Origin of the sequence: Actinacidiphila glaucinigra (assembly GCF_900188405.1) — a bacterium.
Taxonomy (GTDB): Bacteria; Actinomycetota; Actinomycetes; order Streptomycetales; family Streptomycetaceae; genus Actinacidiphila; species Actinacidiphila glaucinigra.
The window spans coordinates 44,900-71,491 of record NZ_FZOF01000016.1; the positions used below are offsets into that span (position 1 = coordinate 44,900).

At 72.2% G+C, this 26,592-nt stretch carries 19 protein-coding genes; 12 read left to right on the forward strand and 7 right to left on the reverse strand.

The genetic code is table 11. From position 1 onward, the window contains the following. Window positions 1-42: 42 nt before the first annotated feature. Window positions 43-2,478: a helicase-associated domain-containing protein gene (locus CHF15_RS27075; protein WP_089226489.1), complete on the forward strand. Its 2,436-nt coding sequence runs from the start codon at window positions 43-45 to the stop codon at window positions 2,476-2,478. Between the two features lie 104 nt (window positions 2,479-2,582). Here CHF15_RS27075 and CHF15_RS27080 read toward each other — a convergent pair whose 3' ends face one another. The 4 genes from CHF15_RS27080 to CHF15_RS27090 all read right to left on the reverse strand — a co-directional run bounded on the left by CHF15_RS27080 (window position 2,583) and on the right by CHF15_RS27090 (window position 6,350). After that, window positions 2,583-3,020: a ribosomal maturation YjgA family protein gene (locus CHF15_RS27080; RefSeq protein WP_245939058.1), complete on the reverse strand. Its 438-nt coding sequence runs from the start codon at window positions 3,018-3,020 to the stop codon at window positions 2,583-2,585. Between the two features lie 70 nt (window positions 3,021-3,090). Beyond that, window positions 3,091-3,327: a hypothetical protein gene (locus CHF15_RS44485; RefSeq protein ID WP_143681638.1), complete on the reverse strand. Its 237-nt coding sequence runs from the start codon at window positions 3,325-3,327 to the stop codon at window positions 3,091-3,093. A gap of 633 nt (window positions 3,328-3,960) precedes the next feature. After that, on the reverse strand, window positions 3,961-4,848 hold the full coding sequence (locus CHF15_RS27085) for an MBL fold metallo-hydrolase (protein WP_089226490.1): 888 nt from the start codon (window positions 4,846-4,848) through the stop codon (window positions 3,961-3,963). A 116-nt stretch (window positions 4,849-4,964) separates the two neighbouring features. Continuing rightward, complete coding sequence (locus CHF15_RS27090) at window positions 4,965-6,350, reverse strand: dihydrolipoyl dehydrogenase family protein (protein WP_089226491.1); 1,386 nt, start codon at window positions 6,348-6,350, stop codon at window positions 4,965-4,967. 73 nt (window positions 6,351-6,423) lie between these two features. On the opposite strand from CHF15_RS27090, the gene CHF15_RS27095 reads away from it, so the two are divergent. From CHF15_RS27095 to CHF15_RS27130, 9 genes are all read left to right on the forward strand, one after another. Continuing rightward, complete coding sequence (locus tag CHF15_RS27095; protein WP_089226492.1) at window positions 6,424-7,347, forward strand: AraC family transcriptional regulator; 924 nt, start codon at window positions 6,424-6,426, stop codon at window positions 7,345-7,347. A 229-nt stretch (window positions 7,348-7,576) separates the two neighbouring features. Next, entirely contained in the window at window positions 7,577-8,233 is a 657-nt protein-coding gene (gene pnuC, locus CHF15_RS27100) for a nicotinamide riboside transporter PnuC (RefSeq protein ID WP_089226493.1), read from the forward strand. After that, window positions 8,230-9,333 carry an AAA family ATPase gene (locus CHF15_RS27105; protein ID WP_089226494.1) on the forward strand — a complete coding sequence of 368 codons (1,104 nt, stop codon included), beginning with the start codon at window positions 8,230-8,232 and terminating at the stop codon, window positions 9,331-9,333. The genes pnuC and CHF15_RS27105 overlap by 4 nt, the downstream gene beginning before the upstream one ends. Before the next feature lie 45 nt (window positions 9,334-9,378). Then, window positions 9,379-9,552, forward strand: a complete 174-nt coding sequence (locus tag CHF15_RS45075) for a hypothetical protein (protein WP_179279978.1) — start codon at window positions 9,379-9,381, stop codon at window positions 9,550-9,552. A gap of 107 nt (window positions 9,553-9,659) precedes the next feature. Next, complete coding sequence (locus tag CHF15_RS27110; protein WP_089226495.1) at window positions 9,660-10,163, forward strand: hypothetical protein; 504 nt, start codon at window positions 9,660-9,662, stop codon at window positions 10,161-10,163. After that, window positions 10,163-11,551, forward strand: a complete 1,389-nt coding sequence (locus CHF15_RS27115; RefSeq protein WP_179279979.1) for a hypothetical protein — start codon at window positions 10,163-10,165, stop codon at window positions 11,549-11,551. The genes CHF15_RS27110 and CHF15_RS27115 overlap by 1 nt, the downstream gene beginning before the upstream one ends. Then, a complete protein-coding gene (locus tag CHF15_RS27120; RefSeq protein ID WP_089226497.1) occupies window positions 11,548-13,008 on the forward strand; it encodes a VWA domain-containing protein in 1,461 nt (486 codons plus the stop codon). Before CHF15_RS27115 ends, CHF15_RS27120 begins: the two co-directional genes overlap by 4 nt. A gap of 77 nt (window positions 13,009-13,085) precedes the next feature. After that, complete coding sequence (locus CHF15_RS27125) at window positions 13,086-14,204, forward strand: ATP-binding protein (RefSeq protein ID WP_089226498.1); 1,119 nt, start codon at window positions 13,086-13,088, stop codon at window positions 14,202-14,204. Beyond that, window positions 14,201-16,987, forward strand: coding sequence for a DUF5682 family protein (locus CHF15_RS27130; protein ID WP_089226499.1), 2,787 nt, complete (start codon window positions 14,201-14,203; stop codon window positions 16,985-16,987). Before CHF15_RS27125 ends, CHF15_RS27130 begins: the two co-directional genes overlap by 4 nt. A 204-nt stretch (window positions 16,988-17,191) precedes the next feature. Here CHF15_RS27130 and CHF15_RS45080 read toward each other — a convergent pair whose 3' ends face one another. Further along, window positions 17,192-17,917, reverse strand: a complete 726-nt coding sequence (locus tag CHF15_RS45080; protein ID WP_107418572.1) for a DUF4386 family protein — start codon at window positions 17,915-17,917, stop codon at window positions 17,192-17,194. Between the two features lie 309 nt (window positions 17,918-18,226). Here CHF15_RS45080 and CHF15_RS45085 point away from each other — a divergent pair, with 309 nt between their 5' ends. Continuing rightward, on the forward strand, window positions 18,227-20,086 hold the full coding sequence (locus CHF15_RS45085; RefSeq protein WP_179279980.1) for a sensor histidine kinase: 1,860 nt from the start codon (window positions 18,227-18,229) through the stop codon (window positions 20,084-20,086). Next, a complete protein-coding gene (locus tag CHF15_RS27140) occupies window positions 20,074-20,718 on the forward strand; it encodes a response regulator (protein WP_089226501.1) in 645 nt (214 codons plus the stop codon). The genes CHF15_RS45085 and CHF15_RS27140 overlap by 13 nt, the downstream gene beginning before the upstream one ends. Before the next feature lie 312 nt (window positions 20,719-21,030). Here the strand turns inward: CHF15_RS27140 and CHF15_RS27145 are convergent, their stop codons facing one another. Beyond that, window positions 21,031-22,122: a hypothetical protein gene (locus tag CHF15_RS27145; protein ID WP_089226502.1), complete on the reverse strand. Its 1,092-nt coding sequence runs from the start codon at window positions 22,120-22,122 to the stop codon at window positions 21,031-21,033. Window positions 22,123-22,468: 346 nt separating this feature from the next. Further along, window positions 22,469-26,545, reverse strand: coding sequence for a S8 family serine peptidase (locus CHF15_RS27150; protein WP_089226503.1), 4,077 nt, complete (start codon window positions 26,543-26,545; stop codon window positions 22,469-22,471). Between the last annotated feature and the right edge of the window lie 47 nt (window positions 26,546-26,592).

Genomic DNA, 26,592 nt, shown 5'->3' on the forward strand with positions numbered 1-26,592 from the left:
GGCGCCATCGGGGCCGACTCGCCTTGTCCTAGGCTCAGCAGCGTGCATGCGCGTACCGCCCTGGAGAAGTGGCTCGCCGGACTCACCGCCGAGCGCCTGACCGTCCTGCTGGAAGAACGCGAACTGCCGCGTGCCGCCGGCTACACGCCGCTCACCACCCTCCGGCAACTCGCGGAGCACCTCCTCACCGACGACTCCGTGGACCGGGCCGTCGCCGCAGGGACGGGAGGCGACGCGCAGCTGCTGGCGTGCGTGGCCGCCCGGGCGCTGAAGACGCACGGGCCGGTGCCCGCGACCGAGCAGCAGACGTACGCCTGGCGCCCCGCGCCGCCGCCGGTGGACCCCTACACCCGGCTGGTGCCCGAGGCGGAGGTGCTGGACTGGCTCGAACAGGGTGGCACGTCACGCGAGTCGACCGTTCGGGCACTGGAACGGCTGCGGGACCGGGCGCTGCTGCTCCCCGCTCCGCGCGGCCAGTTGGCGCTGCCGCCGATGCTGCACACGTGGGCGGCCCGGATGGACGGCTACGGAAGGCCCGCCGACCTGCTGCTCACGCAGGCGTACAACGCGCCCGAGATCAAACGGATCGCCGCCGCCCTCGGCATCGAGCAGCGCACCCGCGCGGACGCGCAGACGGCGATCCGCAACGTGCTCCAGGACCCCGGCCGGGTACGGGAACTGGTGGCCACCGCCCCGCCGGCGTCCCACGAACTGCTCGCCCACATGCTGCAGGGACAGCCGCTGCTGCGCACGCACTGCTTCGTCTCGCGGCACGGCGGCTACGCCGGGCCGGACAGCAAGTACACGTTCCGGGAGGGCGGCAGCGGAGACGAGGGCACCGACTGGCTCGCGGAACACGGCATGGTCGTGCCGGTCGGTACGGATCTGGTGGAACTGCCGTACGAGGTGGGCCACGCACTGCGCGGGGAGCAGCCCGCGCCCGCGCCGAGCCTGGACCCGGAACCGCTGACGTGCGTGGCGCCGCTGCCCCGCGACTGGGCGGGCCGGGGCGCGGTGGCGGCGGGGGCCGCCGCATGGCGGGCGGAACTGGTGCTGCGCGAACTGGCCGCGCACCCCGTGGCGGTGCGCAAGGCGGGCGGTATCGCGGTGCGCGACACCAGGAGGCTGGCCAAGGCGGCCGGTACGAGCGAGGAACACACCCGGCTGTGGCTCGACCTGGCGGTGAACGCGGGCCTCGCCGCCCCACGGACCGAAAAGGAGGAACCGGCTGCCCGCGGCAGAGGGCGCAGGCGACCCACCGCGCCGCCGCAGCCGGCGCGGCTGCTGCCCAGCGAGCGCTACGACGCGTGGGCCGCGGCCACCCCCGCCGGGAAGCTGCTGCCGCTGGTCGCCGCCTGGGCCGTCGTCCCGGAGGTGTTCACGTACTGGCCGGAGGAGGACGAGACCCCGGTCGCGCTGATCAGCCCCCAGGACCCGTACGCGGTGCCGCTGCGGCACGGCGTGCTGGAGGCGCTGGCCACATTGCGGGACGGGCACGGGCTGACCGCCGGGGACGACGGACAGGGCGAACTCCTCGAGAGTGCCGTCTGGTTCCGGCCGGCGCTGATGGCGCCCTACGAGGACGAGGACCTGGAAGGGCGGCTCGACGCCATCTTGGCCGAGGCGGAGCTGCTCGGCCTGGTGGCGCACGGCGCGCTCACCGAAGTCGGCCGCGCTGTCGTGGGCCTGTTGGGCGCCGGCGCCGCCCGCCACTACCCTGCCGTGCCCGGCGCGGACGCCGACCCGGCGGCAGGCGGCGCGGACCGGCTGGGGGAGGGCCTGGCCGAGCGCCCGGCCCTGGCCAAGGCGGTGGCCGCGCTGCGCGAAGCCCTGCGCTCGATGCTGCCCGCCCCCAGTACCACGGTCCGCTTCCAGGCCGACTCGACGGCGACGGTCACCGGCACGCCCGCTCCGGACCTGGCGGCGCTGCTGTCGGCGGTCGGCGACATCGAGTCCGAGGGGCACGCAGTGGTGTGGCGGATCACGCCCGCCTCGCTGCGCCGGGCCTTCGACGCCGGATGGGACGCCGATGAGATCCTCGAACGTCTCGCCGCCGTCCGCCGCCCGGGAACGGAACTGCCGCAGCCGCTGACGTACACGGTCAAGGACGTCGCCCGAAGCCACGGGCGGCTGCGGGTCGTGCGATCGGCGTGCTGCATCCGCTCCGAGGACACGGCCCTGATCGCGGAGGTCGCCCAGGCGCGCGGCCTCGCCAAACTGGGCCTGCGGAAGATCGCCCCGACTGTGCTGATCTCCACGGCGCCCCCGGCGGAGACCCTCGCCGCTCTGCGCGCCGCCGGCTACGCCCCGGCCCTGGAGGCGGAGACGGGGACCACCGTGCTGGAACGCGTCCCGGAGGAACGCTCGCGACCCATGGTCCCCACTCTCGACCAGGCGCACCCGCAGTACGGTGAGCCGGTCCGCGGAATCCCTTCCTCGGCACGGGAGTTGGCGGCGCAGCTTGTGGCAGGGCGCTGAGCGGTCGGTCCCGGGGGCCCGGTCTGTGAACGGAGCCCGGCGCGGTTACAGCGATACCGCTCGTAGGGACGACGTGCGGCAGGAGCGGGCCCCGTCAATGGGCGTCATCGCCGCGCCGGCTCCTGGTGCGGCCGGGAGGAGTTCACCGCCGTGTGGACGAGCCATCCGGCTGCCGCGCCGGTCGCGTACCAGAACAGGTCAGGCGCGTTGAAGGTCGAACCGAGCACGAGCCGCGCGACGACGCTGCGCTCGGAGAGCTCGGCCGGTATGTCGGTGAGCTGCAGGAACTCGATCGCCCAACTGGCCGCCAGGGCCGTTGCGGCGGCCGTCAGGGGTGTCAGTCGAGGCGCCGCCAGGACGACGAGCGCGAGCAGCAGGACGGTGTACAGCGCGTCTCCGCCGTACTTGGCCACGTCTCCGTCCGCGACGGCCCTGAGCGCCAGCCCCGCGCCGACGGTGAGCACCGCGGCCGCGGCCGCGACCAGACGGGTGGTGCGTACGGGGTCGGCGGCACGGTAGCGGGTTCCGGATCCGAGGGTCACGTGGGCATTGTGCCGGACGTGCGCCGTGCGCAGCGGGCGTGGCCGCTGCGCAGGCTCGTGCTCCCGGTGCTCACCGGTCCTTCGGCGAGATGAAGGAACGGACGAGCCGGCGGATCAGCTCCGCCGCGATCAGTGCCGGCAGCGTCGGTACCGCGAGGTGGACGTCGATCCGGATGCGCGGGGCGAGCACGCATCCCAGGACCAGCGCGACCAGGACGGCGACGATCGCTGTGGGCAGACGGACACCTTGACTTCTCGGACGCGATTCTTCGGTGGATGAACGATGTGTTTGCGTGTCAGGCGGCACGCCGAGGGACCTCCCATACTCGTTGCCACTCGCTCGGCCCCGGGAAACTCACCGTGGGTTGCAGCCCGACGGCGAGGGGCCTCCATGTGCAGAGTGGAGGCCTCGTCGGGGCGCGGTCCACCCAGAATTCGGAATCGGTCCGGCGTGCGACGGGAGCGTGCGCGAAATCCGGACAACCACGGCACGCGGATTTCCGTACGGGCGCCCAGTACCGCCTGGTCAGAGCCATGGACGGCTACGGGATGAGTATGTTGCGGCCATTCTTGGGACGGCATCGCATCGTAAAGGTATTGCCTTTACGATGCCGAACTGCTGCCATTGTCCTCGAGACCACGACGAAATCCGGCTCGCCGGATCTTATCCCGTGCAGCGCCCGGGTCGGGTGCCCCTGGGGTATGGGTGGTCTCTTTGGCTGACCCCGGCCGTTGCCACTCGCACCAGGGGACAGGGCCGGGTTCTGTTGCAGCGGAGTCGGCCCGAACGTGCCGACGCCGCGCACGCGTTGAGTCGCGTGCGCGCGCCGGTGGCCTCACGTACCCCGCCCCTCCGCCGCCGTTCCCCCCGTCGGACGGGACGCGCCCGGTCGCTACCGGACCGGGGCCCGTCAGGTACCAGGGATCCCGCGCACGCCGCTCATCGGGCGTTCAGCACGGCAGGGACGTTGACCTGTCGGTGGATGGATTCGTACATGCTGTAGCCCCTGTATTCCTTCATCTCGAGTGCTTCGCGGGCCTGGTCGTCCGACAGGCCCTTGTCCTGGGCGTCCCGTGCCAGGCCGGTCAGTTCCTCGAGGTAGGCGATCGAGTGCAGGATGTCCGCGCGGCGCATGGTGCGGCCGTGGCCCGGCACGATCAGGGTGTCGTCGTCGAGGATGTCGTGGAGGCGCTGGTAGGTGGCGAGTGCCTCGTCCGCCCGACCCTCCAGCAGCCACGGGAACGCCGGGGGCGGCGCCTGCAGCATGTTCCCGACGAAGACGATGTTGTCCTCGCGCATGCGGACGACCAGGTCGCCGTCGGTCTGGGCGAAGCCGATGTGGTCGATGTCCACGTGCTTGCCCCCCAGGTCCACGGAGCACGGGCCGGACACCGCGATGTCCGCGGAGCGGGGCACCACCTCCTCGATGCCAGCGTTCGGGCCGAGCAGGTCGATCATGAAGGCGCGGTCCTGCTCGAAGCGCTCGTCGATCACACGCTTGGTCGCCTCGTGGTGGATGATCACCGTCTGTGACGGGAAGGCGAAGTTCCCGAAGCAGTGGTCACCATGGAAGCTGGTGTTGACCAGGAACCGGATGGGCAGCGGGGTCACCGTGCGCACCGCGCCGATGACCTGGGACGCCAGACGGCCGTTGCTCAGCGATTCGACCACCAGCACTCCCGAATCGCCGACGACGAAACCGGCGTTGGTCGCGGTGTGGTCGGTGTCGTCGACGTCCGTTGCCATGACCGCGTACACGCCGTCGGAGAGTTCACGGGCGTGCATCCGGACGTCGGCGGGATCGAAGGGCCTGTTCTTCTGCTGCATGGTTCTTTCTCTTCTGGGAGGCGGGTCGGGCCTGTCCCATTTGTCTCATGGTCGGACGGCCGTTGCATCCTGCCCCGCCCGCACCCCGACGCGGGCGGAGCGCCGGGCCGGGCCGGTCAGGGCAGGACCTTGTCGAAGACCTCGTTCAGGGCTTCGGTCGAGCTCGGGTGGGTGTAGATCGCGTCGCGGAGCTGCGTGGCCGTGATGTGGTGCCGCATCGCCAGCGCGACGGTGTTGACGATCTCCTGCGCGTCGATGCTGAGCAGGGCGGCCCCGAGGACGAGGTCGGTGTCCGAGTCCACGACGAACTTCATGACGCCGCGCGTCTCCTCGACGGTGTAGGCGCGGGGCATGGCCACGATGTCCGCGACCTTCTCCCGCGAGACCCTGATGTTCAGCCCCTGTGCGCGCGCCTGGCTCTCGGTCAGTCCCACGGTGGCGAGCGGGGGCGTGATGAACAGGGTGTGGGGTACTGCCCTGCGGTCGGTCGTGGTGCGCTTGCCCTCGCCCAGGAACTGGTCCAGGACGATGCGTGCGTCGTCCAGGGAGATGTAGGTGAACTGCTCGCCGCCGTTGACGTCGCCGAGTGCGTAGATGTGCGGCTGGCTGCTGCGCAGGTATTCGTCGACCACGATCGCCCCGTTCGGTGCGGTGCGGACGCCGGCGGCGTCGAGCCGGAGGCCGTCCGTGACGGGCCGGCGGCCGGTGGCGGGCAGCAGCGCGGAAGCCTCGACGCTGTGGGTCCGCCCGTCCTTCTCGTAGACGACGGTGGAGACGGCGCCGCTGTCACGCACCTCGGTGACCTTCGCTCCGGTGATGACGCGGATGCCGTCGCCGGTGAGGATCTCCCGAACGGTTTCGGCGATGTCCTCGTCCTCCCGCGGCAGGAGCCGGTCGGCCGCTTCGAGGACCGTCACCTCGGTGCCGAAGTGCCGGTAGATCCCCGCGAACTCCAGGCCGAGGTATCCGCCACCCAGGACCACGAGACGCTCGGGCAGGTTCTGCGTGCGGGTGAGCTCCGTGCTGGAGACCAGGTGGGGGCTGCTCGCGAGGCCGGGAATCGGGGGGATCACCGGCTCCGACCCCGTGTTGACCAGGATCGTGGGGGCGGTGACGGTGACGAGGTCCCGTCCCTCCCCGACAGCGACGGTGTACGGATCGACGAACCGGGCCGTTCCGGTGATGACCGTCGCGGTGTCCCTGCCGTTCAGCGCCTCGAAGTTACCGGTGCGGAAGGCACTGGTCAGCGCGCGTACGCCGGCGATCGAGTGGGCGAAGAACTCCTGCGCGTCGTCCCCCAGGCGTTTGGCGTCGGCGTAGTGGACGAGCATCTTGGTCGGCACGCACCCGACGTTGGGGCAGGTTCCGCCGTACATGTTCTCGGACCGCTCGACCATGACCACGCGGCGGCCTGCCTCGGCGAGCACGTGGGCGGCGGTCTTGCCGCCCTTGCCGAAGCCGATGACCAGGACGTCCGCGGTGAGTGCTGTGGTGATCTCCATGCGTCGAGTCTGCGACCCGGCCACCGGTGCAAATAGACTCGAACGTCTCACTGTCCTGCCCGAAAGTCTCACCGTGGACTCTGTCAGCCGACTGCTGCGCCTGGCCCGGCTCAGGGCCGACCTCGACAAGCGCTGCCTGCTCGGGGCCGGCACCAGGATGGAGGTGCCGACCCACGGCGAGCGGGAGGCGCCCTTCCACGTGCTGCTGGAAGGCACCTGCCGGCTGCAGGTGGGCACGGTCCTGCTCGACCTGCGGCCCGGCGACGTGGTGATGATCCCGAGCGGCGCCCCGCACCGGGTGATCACCGACGGCAAAGGCGACCAGGTGGGGACGGCGGAGGCGGCCGGCGACGCCTTCGTGACCACGCGCAGCGAGCACGGCGCGGAGCCGGTCATCGACCTGTTCTGCGGGCACTACACCTTCGACGCCGGCACGGGCTCACTGCTGTTCTCGAGCCTGCCGGACCCGGTGCACGTGTCCTTCGGGCAGTCGGCCGAGAGCGACGAGGTGCTGCGCATGCTCAGCGCCCTCATGCGCGGTGAGGCGCGACGTGAGGGCGAGGGCACCGCGGCGATCCTCTCCGCCCTGTGCACCGTGCTGCTGGCGATGGTGCTGCGCACCGCGCGGGGCGACACCACGCGGAGCACCCTGTGGACCGCGGCGGCCGACGGCCGTATCGCGTCGGCAGTGGAGGGCATGCTCGACGACCCCGGAGCGGACTGGACGATCGAACGGCTCAGCCGCACGGCCGCCATGTCCCGCGCCACCTTCCTGCGCCACTTCACCCGGGACACCGGGACGACCGTGGGTGTCTTCCTCACCCGGGCACGGCTGATGGCGGCGGCGGAACTGCTCGCCACCACCGATGCCACCGTCGCGGCCGTCGCCGGCCAGGTCGGCTACTACTCCGAGTCCGCGTTCTCCCGGGCCTTCCGGGCCCACCTCGGCACGACCCCCGCCCGCTTCCGGCGCGAGAACTCGCTGCGCGGGGCGTGACGGGTCCGGCGTGATCGTGTCCGCGGTCGCGTCCCGTCCATGCGGACGATCACCCCGCGCCCGCCTGCGCCGCGCAGGGAGGTGAGCGGCGGAGTCCGCCTCGGCCGAATGCGCCGGGCACGGGTTCCTCGGTCCAGGGGCCGTCCCGTGCCGCCGCCCCGCGGCAATTCCCTTGCCGCGGCCACGTCCGCCCATTATCGTCAAGCTGACGTTTATTGGAGGTCGTCCCGTGGCTCTCGCGGATGTGCTCGCCCCTCTCCAGCAACCGCTGTTCACGCTGCTGGACACCCCCGTCAGCTGGGTGGAGGTCCTGGGCTTCGGCAGCGGTGCCCTGTGCGTGTGGCTCGTGGCCCGCCGGCACATAGCCAACTGGCCCGTCGGCATAGCCAACAACCTCTTCTTCATCCTGCTGTTCGGCGGTGCCGGACTCTACGCGGACGCCGCCCTGCAGATCGTCTACGTGGTGCTGGCGGTGTACGGCTGGTGGTCCTGGGCCGCCGCAGGACCGGCCGCCGGGCGGCTCGCTGTCAGCCGGACGGACCGGCGCACCTGGGCGGTGCTGGCCCCGGCGACGGCGGTCGCGACCGTGCTCCTGGCCGTACTGCTGGACCGGGCCACCGACTCCACGGTGCCCTTCTGGGACGCGCTCACCACCGCGCTGTCGCTGGCCGCCACCTACGGCCAGTGCCGGAAGAAGATCGAGTCCTGGTACCTCTGGATCGCCGCCGACCTCGTCTACATCCCCCTGTACGCCTACAAGGGCCTCTACCTGACCTCGCTCCTCTACGCGGGCTTCCTGCTGCTGTGCCTGGCCGGCCTGCGCGGCTGGCGGGCCGAGTTCACCGCCCGTACGAGCACGACGACCCGGATGGAGGCCGTGGCGTGAGCGAGTTCGACCACGGGCTGGTGCTCGGCAAGTTCTACCCGCCTCACGCCGGCCACCACCACCTCGTCCGCAGCGCCGCCGCGCGGTGCCGCAGGCTCACCGTGCTGGTCTGCGCCTCCGCCGTGGAGTCCGTCCCCCTCGCGGAGCGCCTCGCCTGGATGCGCGAGGTGCACCCGGAGGCGGGCATCGACGTCGTCGGCGCCGTGGACGACATACCCGTCGACTACACCGACCCCGCCGTCTGGGACGCCCACATGGCGGTCTTCCGGGCCGCCGTCCCGGACCCCGTCGACGCCGTCTTCACCTCCGAGCCGTACGGGCAGGAACTCGCCCGCCGCTTCGGCGCGGCGGCGGTGACGGTGGACCTGCGCCGTACGGCACACCCCGTCTCCGGTACGGCCGTCCGCGAGGACCCCGTCGCCTGCTGGCACCACCTGGCCGCACCGGTACGGGCGGCCCTGGCCCGCCGGGTCGTGGTCGTCGGCGCGGAGTCGACCGGCACCACGACCATGGCCCGCGCCCTCGCGGAGCACTACCGGGCGCGCGGCGGGGTGTGGGAGGCGACGCGCTGGGTGCCCGAGTACGGGCGCACCTTCAGCGAGGAGAAGCACGCGCGGCTGCAGGCGACCCGGCCGGAGGCCACGTTCGACGAAGTCACCTGGGACTCGGATGAGTTCGAGGTCATCGCCGAGCGCCAACTCGCCGATGAGGACGCCGCCGCGCGGACCGGGTCACCGGCCTTGTTCTGCGACACCGACGCCATGGCCACGACCATCTGGCACGAGCGCTACATGGGCGGCCGCAATCCCCGCGTGGAGGCCGTCGCGGCCCGGGGTCGGCAGCACCTGTGGCTGCTCACCGACGACGCCGGGGTGCCCTTCGAGGACGACGGACTGCGCGACGGCGAGCACCTGCGCTCCTGGATGACCGGCCGCTTCCGCACCGAACTCACCCGCCGCGGCCTGCCGTACGTGGTGCTCACCGGCCCGCACGAACAGCGGCTGCGGACGGCCGCGACCGCCGTCGACGCGCTGCTGGCCCGCGGCTGGGGGTTCACCGCGCCGCTGCCGGAACGGGGCGGTCTCCCCACGCGGCTCTGACGCGGCGACGGCCGGCCGGGCGGCGGGCTCACCACCGGCTCCGTCATGCCGGGCGACATGGGGGCCGCGAGCAGGCCCGTTCGGCTCGCGCGACTGGCGGCGATCGCCCCGGCCGCGTCGCGGATCGACGGCGCCGGGGGCATCGACGCCGGAGCCGTCGCCCGGCCCGGGCCGGCGGTGTTCGAAGTGCCCGCCCCGCAGGCGTCCCTGGCGCTCTGACCTGGGCATGTGTACAGCCGAACGGCATTGTCAGTGATCGCGGATATGTTCATTGCCATCCCGCCGATGTGGCGCGGAATACCCCCTGCTGCACAGGAGATGGCGCGTTGTCAGACTGGGAGAAATCGAGCACGGCCCGGGTGACGGCACCCGCGCGGCCGCGCAAGCTCGCCAAGGTACCGTTCGTCGAACTGGCCGACGGACGCCTGCAGGGCGTGGTGTCCAGCGGCTCGGACATCGAGCGGGTCTACGTCTCGTCGGTCGCCGCCGGCACCTACGCCTACACCTGCAGCACCAACAACAACCGGCCCTGCGGCGGCGCCCGGGGCGGCTTCTGCAACCACATACGGGCCCTGATCGTCGAGGCCGTGCTCCAGTACGGGGCCGAGCGCGTCTCCCGCTACGTCAAGGCGGAGAGCGCGAGCGGCGAGGCGGACGCGCAGAGCATCACGGCCGCCATGACGAGCGCGCGCCCGTCGCCCGGCGACAAGCAGGCCGCGGCGCCGGTCTTCAGCCGGTTCCTGCGCCACCTCGCCTACCTGGAACTCGCCCCCACCACGGCCCCGCTGCCGGAGATGCAGTGGTTCCCGCCGACCAGGGCGGTGGCGTGATGCGCACCGACCTGCTCGCGGAAGCCCTCCCCGGGCTCGACGAGGCCCTGGCGGCCGTCGACGCCTTCGACGCCACGCTTGTCGGCGGACTGCTGCGCCCGCAGCCGGCCCAGACCGCCGGGCTGACGGAACTCGTCCACGCCGTCGCGGGGACGCCGCTGGCCGCGCGGGTCGCCGAGGCTGCCGAGAAGGCGGCGGCAGGCGCGGCGAGCGAGGACCACCTGGTCGTCCTCGCCGCCGCCCGCACCGCGCTGCTCGGTGCCGCCCACGATGCGCTCACGGCGCGGATCCAGGAGGCGACCGGCCGCCCCCGCGGCGACGACAGCGTCCCGGAGCCCGAAGACTGTCAGGCGCCGAACCTGCAGGCCGCCGCCCGCTCCTGGCTGTCCGACCTGGCCCGCTCCGGCTGGCAGGGCATCGACCACGACCTGGTGTCCGGCGCGGCACAGATCGTGTCCGCGATGCTGCCCGACCCGGCGCTGCGCCGCCTGGCCACACTCCTCGACGGCTTCGCCGCCGAACTCGCCGCCTCGTGCCCCGGCGCCACGATGGAGCGGTTCCCCGTACGCCGCTGGGCCGACCTGTGGTCGCGCGGGATGCTGCTGACGCTGCCCGGCGCAACCGCCGCGCCCGTCTTCGGGACGGCGACGGGCCGCCTCCTGCCCCTTGGTGTCGACCTGCAGGAGCACGCCACCGCCGTACAGGCCCAGGTCCACGCGGTGTTCGAGCCCGCGGACGGCACGGCGGTCCGCCTGGTGCGTGCCAGTGTGTCGGTGCCCAAGCCGGACACAGTCGTCGGCGCCGGACTGTGGCAGCTGCTCCGCCCGCACATGTCGCTGCTGGCGGCCGTCAGCGAGGGCCGCTCCATGGACCTCACCGGCATGCCGGTCACCGCCGAGGGCGACCTGCTCTGGAGCGACGCGCAGGCGCAGGCGGGGGAGCCCGCTGACGCCTTCGCCACCGCGCGCGTCGCGCTGCCCACCGCCGTCGACCCGGCCGTCGCACCCTTGGACCGGCACCCGGCGCGCATCGCCGTACCGGTCTTCCTGGAGGGCTACGCGGCCGCGACCGACGACCGCGCGGTGACGTTCACCGTCGCCGAGCAGGCCCTCGCCGTCGACACAGACCGCGTCCCGGCCGCCGGGCCGCTCACCCCCGAGGCGGTCGCGGCGTCGGGCGCCTGCATCGCGCTGCTCCGCTGGGACGACGGCGCGTACCGGGTGCAGCCGCTGGCCGTCGAGACGACGGTGCGGAAGAAGGCCGTCACCGTCCACGCCGGGGCATGGGCGGGCGGGACGACCGACAAGAACGGCGTCAAGGCCGAGAAGGCCGCCACCGACGCCGTGGACGTCCTGCGGGAACGCGCAGGAAGGCTGCTGCGCAAATGACCGAACAGACCACCGGGCAGACCACCGGGCACACCGATGGCGCCGACGGCACCGACGGGCCTCCCGTCGCCGACCCCCACGACAACCGCCGTCAGGTCCTGTACTGGCGCCTGCTCGCCCGGCTCTTCGACCGCGAGGAGCAGGCCACTCTGGAGTCGGCGAGCCTCGCCGTCGTCGAGGACATCGGGCTGCCGCCCGCGCTGCTGGACCCGCAGGCCTCGGTCGACTCCATCGTGCAGCGCCACCCGGATCTGGCCGCCGAGTTCGACGGCCTGATGACGCCGGAACCCGAGCCTGAGGACGGCGCACGCGACCACGCCGCCGAGGTCCGCCGCGCCGCGCTGGTGTCGAAGGTCCTGCTCAACGTCTTCGCCTCCGGCTCCGGCACCGTCACCGCCGGGCAGCTGGCACGCTGGCAGTCCGACGCGGGCTGGCTGGAACGCGCGCTGGGCTGCCGCCCCGGCGAGCTGCGCGGCGGCCGCGCCGGGGGACGTATGGCAGGCCCCGGCGTCAGCCCGACCGGCACCGGCGGCGGGGGCACCACCCCCGACCTCAGTCGGCTGATCCCGGCGATCGGCCCGGAACTCGGCGCGATCGAGGCCGACCTCGTCAAGCGCATGCATCTGCGCGAGGTCCTGGCCGACCCCAAGCTCGCCGCGCAGCTGACCCCGAGCATGTCGCTGATCGAGCAGCTCCTGCGGGACAAGAACAACCTCTCCGGCGTCGCCCTGGCCAACGCCAAGTCCCTGATCCGCCGCTTCGTCGACGAGGTCGCCCAAGTGCTCCGCACGCAGGTCGAGAAGGCCTCGGTCGGCGCGATCGACCGCTCGATCCCGCCCAAGCGGGTGTTCCGCAACCTCGACCTCGACCGCACCATCTGGAAGAACCTCACCAACTGGAGCCCGGAGGAGCAGCGGCTGTACGTCGACCGCCTCTACTACCGGCACACCGCGCGCAAGACGACGCCCCAGCGGCTGATCGTCGTCGTGGACCAGTCGGGCTCGATGGTCGACTCGATGGTCAACTGCACCATCCTCGCCTCGATCTTCGCGGGGCTGCCGAAGGTGGACGTCCACCTCATCGCGTACGACACGCAGGCGCTCGACCTCACGCCCTGGGTCCACGACCCCTTCGAGACCCTGCTGCGCACCAAGCTCGGCGGCGGTACCGACGGCACGGTCGCCATGGCGCTCGCGCAGCCGAAGGTCGCCGAGCCCCGCAACACCGTCGTCGTGTGGATCTCCGACTTCTACGAATGGCGGACCGAGCAGCTGTTCGAGAGCATGACCGCCCTCCACCGCTCGGGGGTCAAGTTCATCCCCGTCGGGTCGGTGACCAGCTCCGGCCGCGGCAGCGTCAACCCGTGGTTCCGGGAGCGCTTCAAGGACCTCGGCACGCCGGTGATCTCCGGCCACATACGCAAGCTCGTCAACGAGCTGAAGACGTTCCTCGCCTGAGCGCCCCCGGGCAGTCCAAGACACCGCAAGGCAACCCAGGTAGCCCGAACAACCCCACCACGCCCGAAAGGCCCCTCATGTCCGACCTGTTGCGCGCCCCCGCAGAGACCAAGTACGCCGAGGAACTGGACTGGCTGGAGTCGGTCGACGACAACCCCAAGCCGTTCTCCTGGCGTCTGTCGCCCAAGATGGTCCGGCTGTTCATCCTGGGCTCGGAGCCCTCCGACGGCCTGGACCGCGAGATCTCGCAGAAGTGGTTCGGCGACCGCAGCTTCGTCGAGCGCTCCATCGTCACCCTCGCATCCGACCGCGGCCTGCTGCTCATCGGCGACCCCGGCACCGGCAAGAGCTGGCTCGCCGAACTCCTGTCCGCCGCCATATCCCGCAACTCCACACTCGTCGTCCAGGGCACGGCCGGCACCACCGAGGACCACATCAAGTACTCCTGGAACGTGTCCATGGTCATCGCCAAGGGCCAGTCGCGGGGTTCGATGATCCCCTCACCGATCATGACGGCCATGGAGACCGGCGCCATCGGCCGCTTCGAGGAGCTCACCCGCTCCACCAGCGACGTCCAGGACGCGCTGATCTCCATCCTCTCCGAGAAGTACATCTCCGTCCCCGAACTGGACGGCGACAGCGACAACATCGTCTTCGCCAAGCCCGGCTTCTCGATCATCGCCACCGCCAACAGCCGCGACCGCGGCGTCAACGACCTGTCCTCCGCGCTCAAGCGCCGCTTCAACTTCGTCCGCATCCCGGTCGTGACGAACAAGAAGAGCGAGGCGGAGATCGTCCGCTTCCGCACCGAGGAGCTGCTGCGCCGCCACCAGATAGAGCTGGACGTGCCGCCGACCCTGCTCGACGTGCTGCTGCAGAGCTTCGCCGACCTGCGCGCCTCGGCCGCAGCGGCCGGCAGCGACGACGAGAAGCTGGAGTCGGCCCTGTCCACCGCCGAGCAGATCGGCGTGCTGGAGGACTCCATCCTGCACAGCAACTTCTTCGGCGAGCGTGCCCTGACCGCCCGCACCCTGGCCTCCTCGCTCGTCGGCTCGCTGGCCCGGCGCGAGCCCGAGGACCTGGCGATTCTCAACAAGTACCTGCACGGGGTCGTCGAGCCGCGCAGCAAGGACGAGGGGGGCGCTTGGCCGGAGTTCCTGGAGGGCGGCCGCGACGCGATCGCCACCCTGTCATGACCGCCACGCACGAGGGCACCTTCGAGGCGCTGCGCGGCCAGCTCCGCGAAGCGGCCACGACGTTCGCCGACGGGCCCGACGCCCTGGAGGGCATCCTGCTCGGCATGGTTGACGACGTCGACCGCGCGGTGCGCGAGCCGCTGGAGGTCTTCCCGGTCTGCCACCATTCGCCCGCCTCGGCGGTCGCGATGGCGCGCCGCCTGCGCGAGAAGCAGCCGAAGGTCGTGTACCTGGAGCTGTGCGAGGACATGACGCCGCTGCTGACCGAGCTGCGCAACTGCCGGCTGCCGGTGGCGGTCCAGGCGTACGCGAGCGAGGCCGACGGCTTCCCCGCCGACTGGGCCCCACTGTCGGTGGTCGCCCCGATCACCGAGGCCTCTGCGGAGTACCAGGCCATCGCCTACGCGCTGGACACGCCGGGCGTGGAGCTCGTCCTGGTCGACCGCTCCTCCGACCACGTCTTCCAGTGGGACGCCCGCGCCGAGCGGCCCGACGCGCCGGACGACCCGGACGCGCCGCCCGCCGAGGAGGAGGCGGCGCTGCACGGCGACGCGGTCGGCGTGGAGATCGGTGACCTGCGGCCGCGCTTTGCCGAACTGGAGGAGCACCTGCTGCGCCACGGCCGGGTGCGGCACTGGTCGGAGTGGTGGCACCAGTACGTCGAGCTGCCGCTCGGCGACGCCGACCACGACACGTACCGCCAGGTGATGTTCCTCATCGGCAGCCTCTTCCGGCGCCTCGCCCCCGGCGACCCGCACCGGGTGCGCGTGGACGAGGACCGGGAGCGCCACATGTGGACCCGGATGCGCGAGCACCTGGCAGCAACGGGCACCGACCCGGCGGACTGTGTGTACGTCTGCGGTGCCTTCCACGCCGCCAGCCGGGTCGCCGAGTTCGGCGTGGACGGCACCGACACGTTCGAGATCAGCCCGCGCAGCGCCACCAAGTGGCTGCACGGCCTGATCCCGTCCAGCCACGCGGCGATCGAGGCGCAGTTCGGCCTCGCCGCGGGCTCGGTGTCGATCGCGGCGACGCAGTGGACGAAGAACCTCAAGCGGACGCGGGTCAAGCCGTACCGCCTGACGGGCCAGGCGGGCGCGAAGAAGGCGGCGCCCGTCAAGACCTTGCCACCCGCCCCTCAGGCTGCGGCGGCCGACCAGCTGACCGGCTTCCTGCAGCGCCCGCCCGTCCTCGACAAGTTGGACGAGGCCGAACTGCTGGGCTGGTCGGTGGACATCGTGCGCGCCGCCCGGCGCAACGGCTATCTCGCCTCGACGGCCGACGCGATCGCCGTGTTCGAGACGTCGATCCTGCTGGCGGGGATGCGGGACCGGGCCAAGCCCACGCCGTACGACTTCCAGGACGCGGCGGTCACGTGCATCGAGAAGGACGCGGTGCCCGGCAGGCGCGACGTGCGCCGGATCGTCGAGATCATGATGGGCGGCGACCGGATCGGCCAGGTCGGCTACGACGCCCTGCCGCCCCTCGCCCGCGACGTCCACGACCGCCTCGCACCGCTGAACCTCAAGCTGCAGCAGCGCGGGGTGCAGCGGGCGTTGCTCGACATCGCCGGCCGGCCGGAACTCGGCCCGTGCTCCGACGTGCTGTGGATGCTGCGCCGGCTGATGCCCGAGGGCACCGCCCGGCCGATCATGGGCGAGCGGAAGCTCGGCGAGCGCCCGATCCAGGAGTCCTGGGACCTGGCGCTCGGCACGCACCAGAGGGCGCTGATCGAGCTCGGGTACGAGGGCGTCAGCATCGAGCAGGTCCTGGAACAGCGCCTGCGCCGCCGGGCGTACGACCCGAAGGCCACCGCGGCGACCGTCCTGGAAACCGTCGAGGACGCCACCCTCTACCTGAACAGCCGCCGCCTCGCAGAGGAACTCGGCACGCGCGCCTTGGAGGTGCTGTCGGCCGAGCGCACGGTGGACGGCGCACCGGAGGTGCTGCGCCGCGTACGCCGGCTCCTCGCGTACTACCGCACGAGCGAACCGACGCTGCCGTCGTGGATCGAGTCCTTCACCAAGACCGGGTACGCGCACTACTGCACCCTGCTGCCGACGGCGTTCACCGACGAGGACGCCACGGTCCGCCAGGTGGCGGCGATGCTGGGCTTCCTGTTCAGCATGGAGACCCTGGCGCTGTCGCTGGGCTGCGACCGGACCCAGCTGGAACTGGCGGTGGCGCAGTCCCACCCGCAGGACCCGTCGAAGACGGCGCTGCTGTGGGCGGCCCAGGTCCATCTGGGCACCATGACCCGCACGGAACTGCGGGCCAAGTGCGACGAGTTGCTGGCCAACCCGATGGTGGTCCCCGCGTACCCGCGCTACCTCAGCGGATTGCTGCACGCCTTGGAACCGGTCCCGGGCCTGGCGGACGTGGTGGTGGAAGCCGTCTCGAAGGCGTTCGGCCGTTTGCCGGACCAGGTCCTGCTGCCGTGGCTCCCGACCCTGATCACGAGCCTGCGCGCGGGCGGCACGGAACTGGCCCCCCTCCTGATCCGCGAGGCGGGCCGCATGTTCCCGGGCCGCCTCCCCGCCCTGGACGCGTGGATCCCCCCGTGGAAGGCCGAACCGGCGCCGCCGGTCCTGGCGCCCCGCAAGCAATCCGTCCGCGGCGCCACCCTCCTCACCGCCCACCCGGCAACGACCGACGCACTGGCCCACCTCCTGGGCTGCGACGACCCCTGGACCACGGCGGCCCCGGAGCCGGCGGGCGCGGCCCTGCTCGACCGTTATCCGACTACAGCTGAGGCACTGGAGGCGTTGTTGGTCAGGGCATGAGATCGGGGACATGGACAGGCCCGGCGCGCGGGGATGGGTTCCGTACTCGCCGGAACCGGTTCGGTCCGCCCGCTGCTCCCGGTACTCCGGCGTGGCGGTCCCGGACTGGGCCGCGCCGGAAGCCGACCGGGACCGTTTCTGCCGCCTGGCGCGCTCCCGCAGAAGCGCGCCAGGCGGGGTGGCGGTCCCGCCGCCGACTCCCCCTCAGGCGGCGGGCGGGACCTGGGCAGTGGCTCGGGTCGCCCGCAGGGCGTACCCGGAGATGAGGACCATGGTGGCCGTGGCGGGCAGCGCGACCAGGACTCCCGCGAGACCACTGCTGATCACGAAGCCGGCGAGCGTGCCGATGAAGAAGATCACCGGGATCCAGCGCGGCACGGCGCGGCCGCGCCACAGGGCGACGGCGATCAGCGCCATCGCGATGATGCCGCAGAGGGCTCCGGGGGTCACCAGGGCGGTGAAGCGCCAGGTGTGGTCGTTGGCGTGGTCCACGAAGGCCCGGCCGGCCGCCGGGTCGAGAACGGCAGGGTCGGTGGCGTAGCCGTACAGCACCGCGATCGAGGCGAGGCCGGCGCTGAGCAGCGCACCCGACAGGACCGACAGGACCGCTCCCACCCGGGCCAGCACGCTGCCCCGGGTGCGTACCAGCAGACAGACCGCGAAGGCGGTACCGGTGGTCAGCAGGGCCTGACCGATGCCGCCGAAGGCGGTGAGAGCCCAGAAGCGGTCGGGGTGCCCGGCGATCTCCTGGAAGGCGAAGCCGTGGCTCGGATCCCCGTTCGGGGTGAACCCCGTGAGCAGCAGGCTGAGCGCGTTGCCCACCACGACGAGACCAAGGGCGGCCACGGCGAGCGGGCGCAGGAAGGACCGCGTTTCTGCGGGGACGGAGGCGGTGGTCTGCGGGACCAGGAGTGCGGGCTGATCGGACATGACGGTCTCCCCCTTGAGCGATGGACTCTGCGATGCCTCGTGGCGTTCCGACACCTCTCCGGCCGTGGACGGGTGTTCCGGGACGGCGATGAAGAGAGCGTGCGTGTGGAGCCTCCACGCTGGCAGCGCCGGCCCGGCGCGCACATCGGTGCGGGCACGGGAGACGCTCCGCGTGTCAGCACGGATGACGAGGACCGCCTCCGCCTCTACCGTTGGTCCATGCCATGGCCCCGCCGAGTCTCGTTGGCCGTCGCGCTGTTGACCGCAGGAAGTGTCGTGGCGGTCTGCGCTCTGACTCCCCTTGCCGCCGTGTCCGCCGGCCAAGTCATGGACCTCGTGATGTCCGTGGCCGCCGGCGTGCTGGCCACGTTCCTGGGCCTGTTCGTCTCGCGCCGGCGCCCCGCCAACCCGGTCGGCCCGCTGCTTGGTCTCGTCGGGCTGGCACCGCCGTTGGTCATGCTGACCGACACCTATGACCATGTGAACCTCTCCCGGCCACTGCCCGGCGCCGAGGCGATCCATCAGCTCGCGGCCGGGCTGTGGACGATCTGGTACGTGCCGGTCCTGCTGCTGATGCTGGTCTTTCCCAGCGGACGGCTGCCATCGGGCCGTTTTCCGCGTCTGGTGCTGTACGGGGTGCTGAGCGACACGCTTGTTTTCAACGTGACGGCCGTCATGGACCCCACGCGGTACATGCCGCCGTTCGAGGACTACGGGCATCCCCTGCCCACGCTGCCCGAGTCCGCGGTCTGGATGTCCTTCCTGGCGCTCGGGCTGTTCATGGTCCTGCTCGTCTGCGCGGGCCTGGTCATGCGCGGCCGCTACCGTGCGGCGGGCCCCGTCGAGCGGGCGCAGTTGAAGTGGTTCGCGCTCGGTGCCGTCGCGCTGCCCGGCACGTTGCTCCTGTGCTGGACGGACTACCTGCTCTTCGGGCACGTCGGCGTCCTGATCTGGGTGGGCTTGATCTCGCTCTGTCTCGGGGTGCCCTCGCTCGCCGCGCTCGCCATCCTGCGTCACGATCTGTACGACGTGGACCGCGCCACCAGCGCCGTCGTCACCTGGGGCCTGGTGACCGCCGGGCTGCTCGCGGTCTACAGTGCCGCGTCCTTCACCGGCGGCCTCGCGCTGGGGCGGGGCAGCGCGATGGCGGCTTCTGCGGTGACGGCGCTGGTCGCCGTCGTACTGGTGCCGGTGAAGAACCGGGTGCGCCGGTCGGTGGACCGGCGCTTCTATCCCGTACGGGAACGGGCGCTGGCGGCGGTGAACGAGCTGGAACGCGAGGTGCACGCGGGACGGGCGCGGCCCGAGCAGTTGGAGGAGGTGCTGCGGGACGCACTGCGCGAACCGCGGCTGCGGGTCGGATATCTGCTGCCTGGCGGCACGGAGTTCCATGACACGGCCGGGGCACCGGTGGTCCAGGGCGCCGAGGTGCGGCTCGCCGGGCGCCCCATCGGGATCATCGACGGGCCGTGCCCGCGCGAGGTCGCGACCGCCGGCGCCCTGCTCGTCGAAACCGTACGGCTGCGGCTCGAACTCCACCGAGCGCTCGACGAGGTGGAGGCCAGCCGCAGCCGGTTGCTGCGGACCGGATACCGTGAGCGGCGCCGCCTGGAGCGGGATCTGCATGACGGCGCCCAATCGCGGCTGGTCAGCCTCGGCATGGCGCTGCGGCTCGCGCAACGCCATCTCGCCGACGGCAGCGTCGACGTCGACGGGCTCCTCGACCAGGCCGTGGCTGAACTGGGCACAGCAGTGGCCGAGTTGCGTAAACTGGCGCATGGCCTGCGGCCGAGCTCACTTGACGACGGGCTGGGCCCGGCCCTGGAGGCACTGGCGGCACGAGCCCCCGTGCGACTTGACTGGCGGCTGGACGGACGCCCGCTCCCGGACGACATCGCCACCACCGCGTACTACGTAGCCAGCGAGGCCGTCACCAACGCCGTCAAGCATGCCGAGGCCACCAGCATCGGAGTGGCCGTCGGCGGGAACGAGGACGGGGCGCTGTACGTGACCATCCGGGACGACGGGCGCGGCGGGGCCGACCCGGGCAGGGGATCGGGGCTGTCGGGGCTCAAGGATCGCGTCGCCGCACTCGGCGGACTGCTGCACATCACCAGCACCCCGGGTGGCGGTACGACCGTGGAGGCGGTGCTGCCATGCGCATCGTGATCGGCGAGGACTCCGCGCTGTTCCGCGAGGGCCTGGCACGACTGCTCGCGGACGCCGGGCACGACATCGTGGCCCGCGCCGCCGATGCGCCCACCCTTGTCACCGCCGTCACCGATCACCGCCCCGACCTGGCCGTCATCGACATCCGGATGCCACCGGATCTCACCGACGACGGCGCCCGCGCCGCCCGGCGGATCCGGGACGTCTTCCCCGACCTCGGTATCGTGCTGCTCTCCCAGCACATCGAGACCCGCAACGCCGTGGAACTCGTCACCAGCGGCCGTTTCGGCTACCTCCTCAAGGACCGCGTCTTCGACGTGGACGACTTCATCGACGCCCTGCGCCGCGTCGCCGCGGGCGGCTCCGCGCTCGACCCCGAAGTCGTGTCCCGCATGATCGGCACCCACCGCGACCCGCTCGCCGCGCTCACCCCACGCGAGCTCGAAGTGCTGGCCCTGATGGCCGAAGGCCGCACCAACCTCGGCATCGCGCGGCGACTGTGGCTGACGGAACGAACCGTGGAGACACACGTCGGCTCGATCATGACCAAGCTGGGTCTCACCACGAGCGCGGAACACAACCGCCGCGTCATGGCGGTACTCGCCTACCTCACCGCCCGAGACGGCCGATAGCAGGAGGCGACCGACGGGCACGACACTCCCGCGAGAGGCGATGGCGAGGCCGAGGATGCCCGATGGTCCAGGGCATGAAAGCCCACGCGGCCCGCCCGGCTGCACTGGACGCAGCGGATCTCGGTGCTGTGTGTGGGGACCGCGTCGGCCGGCGCCCCGTGGCCGGCCGCCCGAACGCCCGGACGCCTGGTCGTGGGTACGGGTATGGGAACGCCTCGCGCCCTCGGCTTCCGTGGTCCGGCTTCCCGGCGCAGCGTGTGCCAGCCTTCCGCGAACCGCGCACGGCGGCCGTGGCGGGAGAGCCAGCCCGGGTCACGCGATGGCCGGGTCCGACTCCTCGAGCACCGTCCAGGTCGGGCCGTCCGGGAGGGCCCGGCTGGCCGCGCCGATCCCCCGCAGCGGCAGGTGGACGGCCGCCGCGGCGGCCAGGGCGCACAGGAGCCAGGTGACGAACCAGGGCAGCCGGTCGGGCCCGAACCAGAGGACGGGTGCGGCGATCACGGTCGCGAGAAGGGCGCCGCCGAGGATGGGTACGTGCACCTGCGCGGAGAACTTGGCGGTGCGCGGCACGCGGCGGACGGCGCGGTCGGCTGCGCCGGGACTGGCGGCGCCCTTGAGGTAGGGGCGTGCCTCGTCCGGGTCCGTGAGACCCATGACCGTCTCGCCGTTGTCGGCGACGAACGCCGCGGGCAGTTCGTCCTCGATCAGCTTCCAGCGTTCCGGCCAGCAGAGCCATCCGTCCTGGCCGCCGAGGCGCTGGGCCGCCCGGCCCACCTCCGCGTTGGGGCCTGCGAGTCTGATCTCGCGTCCGCCCTCCTGGAGGACGATCCAGTGGAACTGTGTGACGTCCAACTGACCTGGTTTGTCTCCGCGCTTGAGGTAGCGCATCCGCACCGGCTCCCCGGCCCGGACGCGCACGGCGTGGAGCCCGCCTCGGCCCGCGTCCTCGGACAGCACACGCATCTTGGCGCGGAGGTCGGCCTGCCTGGTCTGGCGGCGGGCGAACTGGAGCGTCTTCGCCGTCAGGATGAAGATGAGGATGATCAGCACGCCGGCGAGCACCCCGCCGGTCCCTGCGGTCAGCCGGGTGAGGAAGAACGGCGTCACGATGAGGAGTACGGCACCTGTCGCGCGCCCGGCGTCACGGGCGGGCATCGGAAGCCGGCGCGGCACGGGTGGCGGTGAGGACGGCTTCGCGGCGGAGGGCCCCGGGCGCAGCGGCGGTGCCAGGCGGCAGGCGAGCGCCCAGGCCCCGGCGGCGGCCGCTGACGCCCCGAGCGCCGTCAGGATGTCCCACCGCGGGGCGGGCGCGTCGTAGCGCACGAAGACCAGCGCCAGGGCGACCGCGGCGCACGCCAGGGCGCCGCCGCCGAAGCCGCGGGTCAGCAAGGTGGAGTGTCGCATGGGCGTCCTTTGCCGGAGGTTGAGCCGGGTGGGGCACCGTCTCGCGAGGCTGGGTGGGCGTACGCCGACGGGCTTTCGGGCGAGGTGCGTGGGGGCGAAGAGAGCCGACGGCCGTGCGGTGCACCAGTGTCGTCGGTGATCCACTGCGAAGTAAAGGGCCGAAGCCGCCGCGTTCATCAGCGGCGCAGCGGGATGCAAGTCCCGTGTCCGTGACGTGGATTCGTCCGGGCGAGCCACCCGCGGCACCCACTCCTGCGCCCGATGCCGCGACCGGATAGGTTCGCCCGGCCGGGGGGCGAGAAGCGGTGACCCCGCTTCTCGCCCCCCGGCACAGATCGCCCCGCGCTCAGTAGGAGAACTGGCGGATCTGACCGTCGTACGCCCCGTACGCCCCGTACGTCCAGCCCGTGCGGGTCGCCGGGTCCAGTTGGACGGAGTTCATCACACCGCCGTGGACCAGGGGACCGCCGTGGCCCGTGATCTGGAACCCGGTCAGCGTCCGTATCACCTCGCCCGTCGTGACGTCGATGACGAGCAGCTGACCGGTGGCGTTGTTGTCCGTGACGACGGCGGTGCCGGAGCCGGCGTAGCTCGTGCCCTCCGGCGCTGTGAACGCCGCCACCGCGAGCCCGTTGGCGCCGTCCACCGCCATCCCCGTGGCGGGGCCGCGCCGTACCGCCACCGGGTCGTCCGTCTCGCCGGTCGCCACGTCGAGCGAGCCGAGGACGCTGGTCGGGACGATCTTGGTGCTGATCGCGGTGGCCGACAGGTTGTAGAGCGTGCCGGCGCCGTCGGAGCCGAAGCCGTTGCTGCAACCGGACATGGTCCCCACGAGGCTCACGTTGCGGGTCTGCGTGTCCACGCGCGGGATCTGCACGCCGCCCAGGCAGAGGGCGATGGGGGCGCCCTTCGCCAGGTAGACGTCCCCGGTTGAGGAGTCGATGTCAAGGAGGCTGTACGAGCCCTTGGCGACGCCCGGCAGGTCGGCGGGGATGGGATCCTCGGTGGTGCCGTCCTTCAGGTCGACGGGCAGCACCAGGTCGGTGTTGTCGGTGCCGCCTCGCAGCAGCAGCGCGCCGCGGGCGCGGGCGGCGTCGACGCGTCCGACGACGAAGCGGTAGTCGGCCGCCGCGAGCGTGGTGCGTCCGACAAGGGTGTTGCGGGCGGTGTCCCAGGTTTCCACCTGCACGTCGCCGTCCGGCGTCGCCTGGTGCACGACGAGCGCGCGGTGCGTGGCGGGTGCCGCGCCGAGGACCTCGTACTCCGAACCGTCGCCGCCGTCCGAGGCGATGACCGGGCCGTAGATCCCGGTCCTGGTGGAGTAGTGCCGGATCTCGGTGGTGCCGGAGACGGTCCGCAGTGCGGCGACGGAGTCGTCGCCCGCAGCGGCGAAGGACAGCACCGTGCTTCCGTCCGGGGCGAGGCCGTCGTCGACCTCGAGGGTGGACACGGGCGACGCCTGGCCGATGACCCGGTGTCGGCTGTCCAGGGCCATGACACGCAGGCCGTAGACGGTGGAGGTGGAAAGCCCCAGCCGCAGGGCGTCGAGGTCGACGGTGCCCTTGGTGGCGGTCAGGACGCGGTGTGCGCTGGAGGGCGTGTCGACGCCGTTGTCGTCCAGGGCCGTGCCGTTGGCGTTGGTGAAGGTGTTCAGCGAGTTGTGGAGCGTCGGGGCGGGCGCGGCGAACTCCACCTGCGCGTACTTCGCCCCCGGGATGTCGCGTACGTCGTACCTCAGGGTGAAGCCGGCCTTGGCGCGGGTGACCACGGCACTGTGCGCGGGGACACCCTGCTGTCCGGTGACCAGCGGCGCCTGCGGGCGCTGCTCGGCGGTTTCGCCGTCGACGCGGACGGGGGCGAACTCCCCGTAGGTGGTGAGGGCGGGGTTGCCGCCGAATCCGGCCTGGGCGATGCCGATGCCGTAGAGGCCACCCCCGGCGCCGAACGCGTCGGCGGGGACGGTGACCGTCCCGGAAGTGGCGGTCAGGGACTGGTGCCACGCGGCGCTGAACAGCGGCGCGAGGGCGGGGTTCCAGTGGCCGACGGTGGACACGACGAGTTGCGGGTCGTTGAGCTTGGCGACGCCGGTCAGGTCGTAGGTGACGGTGACCGCGTTGCCGACCTTCACCACCGCGGGGGCCTTGGGCGCGGTGCTCTCCACGTAACGGCCGTCGCTCGGGCTGACGGTGAGGGTGCGGCGCACGGTAGCCTGGGTCCGGCCGCCGGTCAGGACGCGGTAGGTGGCGGTGATCGTGCGGTCGGAGTCGGAGACGACCGGGAGTCCCGCGGCGTCCAGCAGCTCCGAGGGCGTCACCCGGATCGCCGGGGTGGCGGAGCGCCAGGTCCGCGCGCCCACGGTGAGCGTGTACGTGGGGCTGGTGCCCTTGGGGAGGCCGGTGACGTCACCGGCGAAGGTGACCGGGCCCACCAGGCCCATGCCGTTGCCGCCGGAGGCCATGTCGCCGAGGTCGATGTGGTTGGGGTCGGTCGTCTCCAGGAACTGCCCGCCCAGGCCGGCGTTGGTGACCCGGTGGGCGACCGACAGCCGTACGGCCGCGGTGGCGCCGCCGCGGTGCCCGAGGACGTCCTCGACGGCGGCGGTGACGTCGATCTGCCGGCCGACGTTGAGCTCGCGGTCGATCTGCGCCGGGGTGGCGACCTCACGGCCGGTCCGCTTCAGCACGTCCCGTACCTGTGCGGGCGTCAGGTGGTGTCCGGCAAGACCGGCGGCCTGGAGCACGACGGCGGCGGCCGCGGCGATCTCGGGTGCGGACGCGGACGTGCCGCCGTTGAGGACGGGGGTGACGGACTGTGCGTCGCCCCGCTCGGTGTGGGTGAAGGCGACGATGTTGTCGCTGGGCGCCGAGAGGTCGATACGGGTACCGAAGCCGGAGGAGAAGGTGCCGAAGCCGCTGATCCGGGTCTCGGCGGTGGTGGCGGGCCCGGTCCGGGAGGCGAGCGTGTCGTCCAGGGTGGTGCCGCCGGCGGCTATCGCACCGCTGTCGGGGACGCGTGACGGGGTGGTGGAGTAGGCCACGTCGTTGATGTCGGTGGCCGACTTGTCGTTCTTCACGGTGTCGGTGGGCGTGCTGCCGCCGTCGGGGCCGACGGCGGCCGGGGTGTAGAGGCGTGTTCCGTCGTTGGAGGAGATCACCACCACGACGTGGTCCTTCTGGACGATCGAGGCGACGACGGACCGTATGTACGGGTCGTCCTCGAGGTAGCGCCCCGGGAAGCCCTGGGCGTCGGTGCCGAAGCCGAGGCTGGCGGTGATGACGTCCGGCTTGGGCGACTGGTGGGCGGCGGCCAGGAGCGCGGTCGCGATCTGGTCCATCGTCGGCTGCTGCGGGACGACGAGGCGGTAGTCGGCGCCGGGGGCGACACCGAGCAGGTCGGTGTAGTCGCTTCCGGTCCGGTCGGGGCGCTGCCGGTCGTGAGCGAGGGGCGCCATGACGCTGAAGTCGAGGAGGACTTCGCCGAGGCCGGGGTCCTGGTCCTTGGTGGACGCCGAGCCGCTGAGGCTCCCGTCGGGAGCCGCGACGTAGGCGGGGATCAGCGGCATGGAGGGGAGGTCGAGGTAGCGCTGACCGTCCTTGAGGACGGTGGTCGGGCCGTGGCCCTGCACGTACGGGTCACCGGCGTCGGCCATGGCCTGGTCGGTGAGGTCGCCGATGGAGACGTTGGTGATGGTCCGACCGGTGCCGGGTTGCTGCCCGTAGCGGCCCTGGAGGATGTCGAAGGCGCCCACCGCGTTGACGCCGCCGGCGTTGAGGAACGCCTGGGCGGAGTTGGTGAGGGCGAAGTTGGTGGGGAGGGGGGAGGCGCCCGGCGCGGTCGCCGGCGCGTGCTTCGCGGACGCCCTTGCGGTGGTGGGCAGTTGCCGCCCTCCGGTGTTCATGGTGTTCACGTAGCGGTTGGGCTCGGCACCGGCGATCCCCGGCGTGCCCTGGAAGGCGCGGGCGACGGCGGCGGAGTCGCGGTTCCCGGTCCGTACGACGTAGGTGCGCGACAGGTCGGCCGCGTCATCGCCCAGGCGCGTGCGGGCGGTTGTGGTCATCGACTCGGTGGCCGCGGCGGACAGGGAGGGGAAGAGCGGCTGGAGCGAGGTGGCGCCGACCGCGTTCAGCTTCTTGTTGACGGCGGCGCTGCTGGTCCCGGGGGCGTGGGCCTGAGACCTGTTGCCCGGCAGCTTGCGGCCGGTCACGGCGGTCTGCGGGGAGAGGGTCACCAGCACCTGGCCCGGGACGACGCCGGAGCGCTGGGCGGGCAGCGCCTTCTGCGGCGACGCGTCACCGAGGGGCGTACGGCCGGCGGGAACGGGAGCGGCGGAGGCCGGGAGCGCGGCGGTGAGGGCCAGGAACACGACGGACGTGACGGATACGGCTCCGAGCCGTCGTCTTCCGTGCGGATGGGCACGCGACATGGGACACCTTTTCAGCGGGGCGAGGGTGTGCGGGGGGACACACCGTG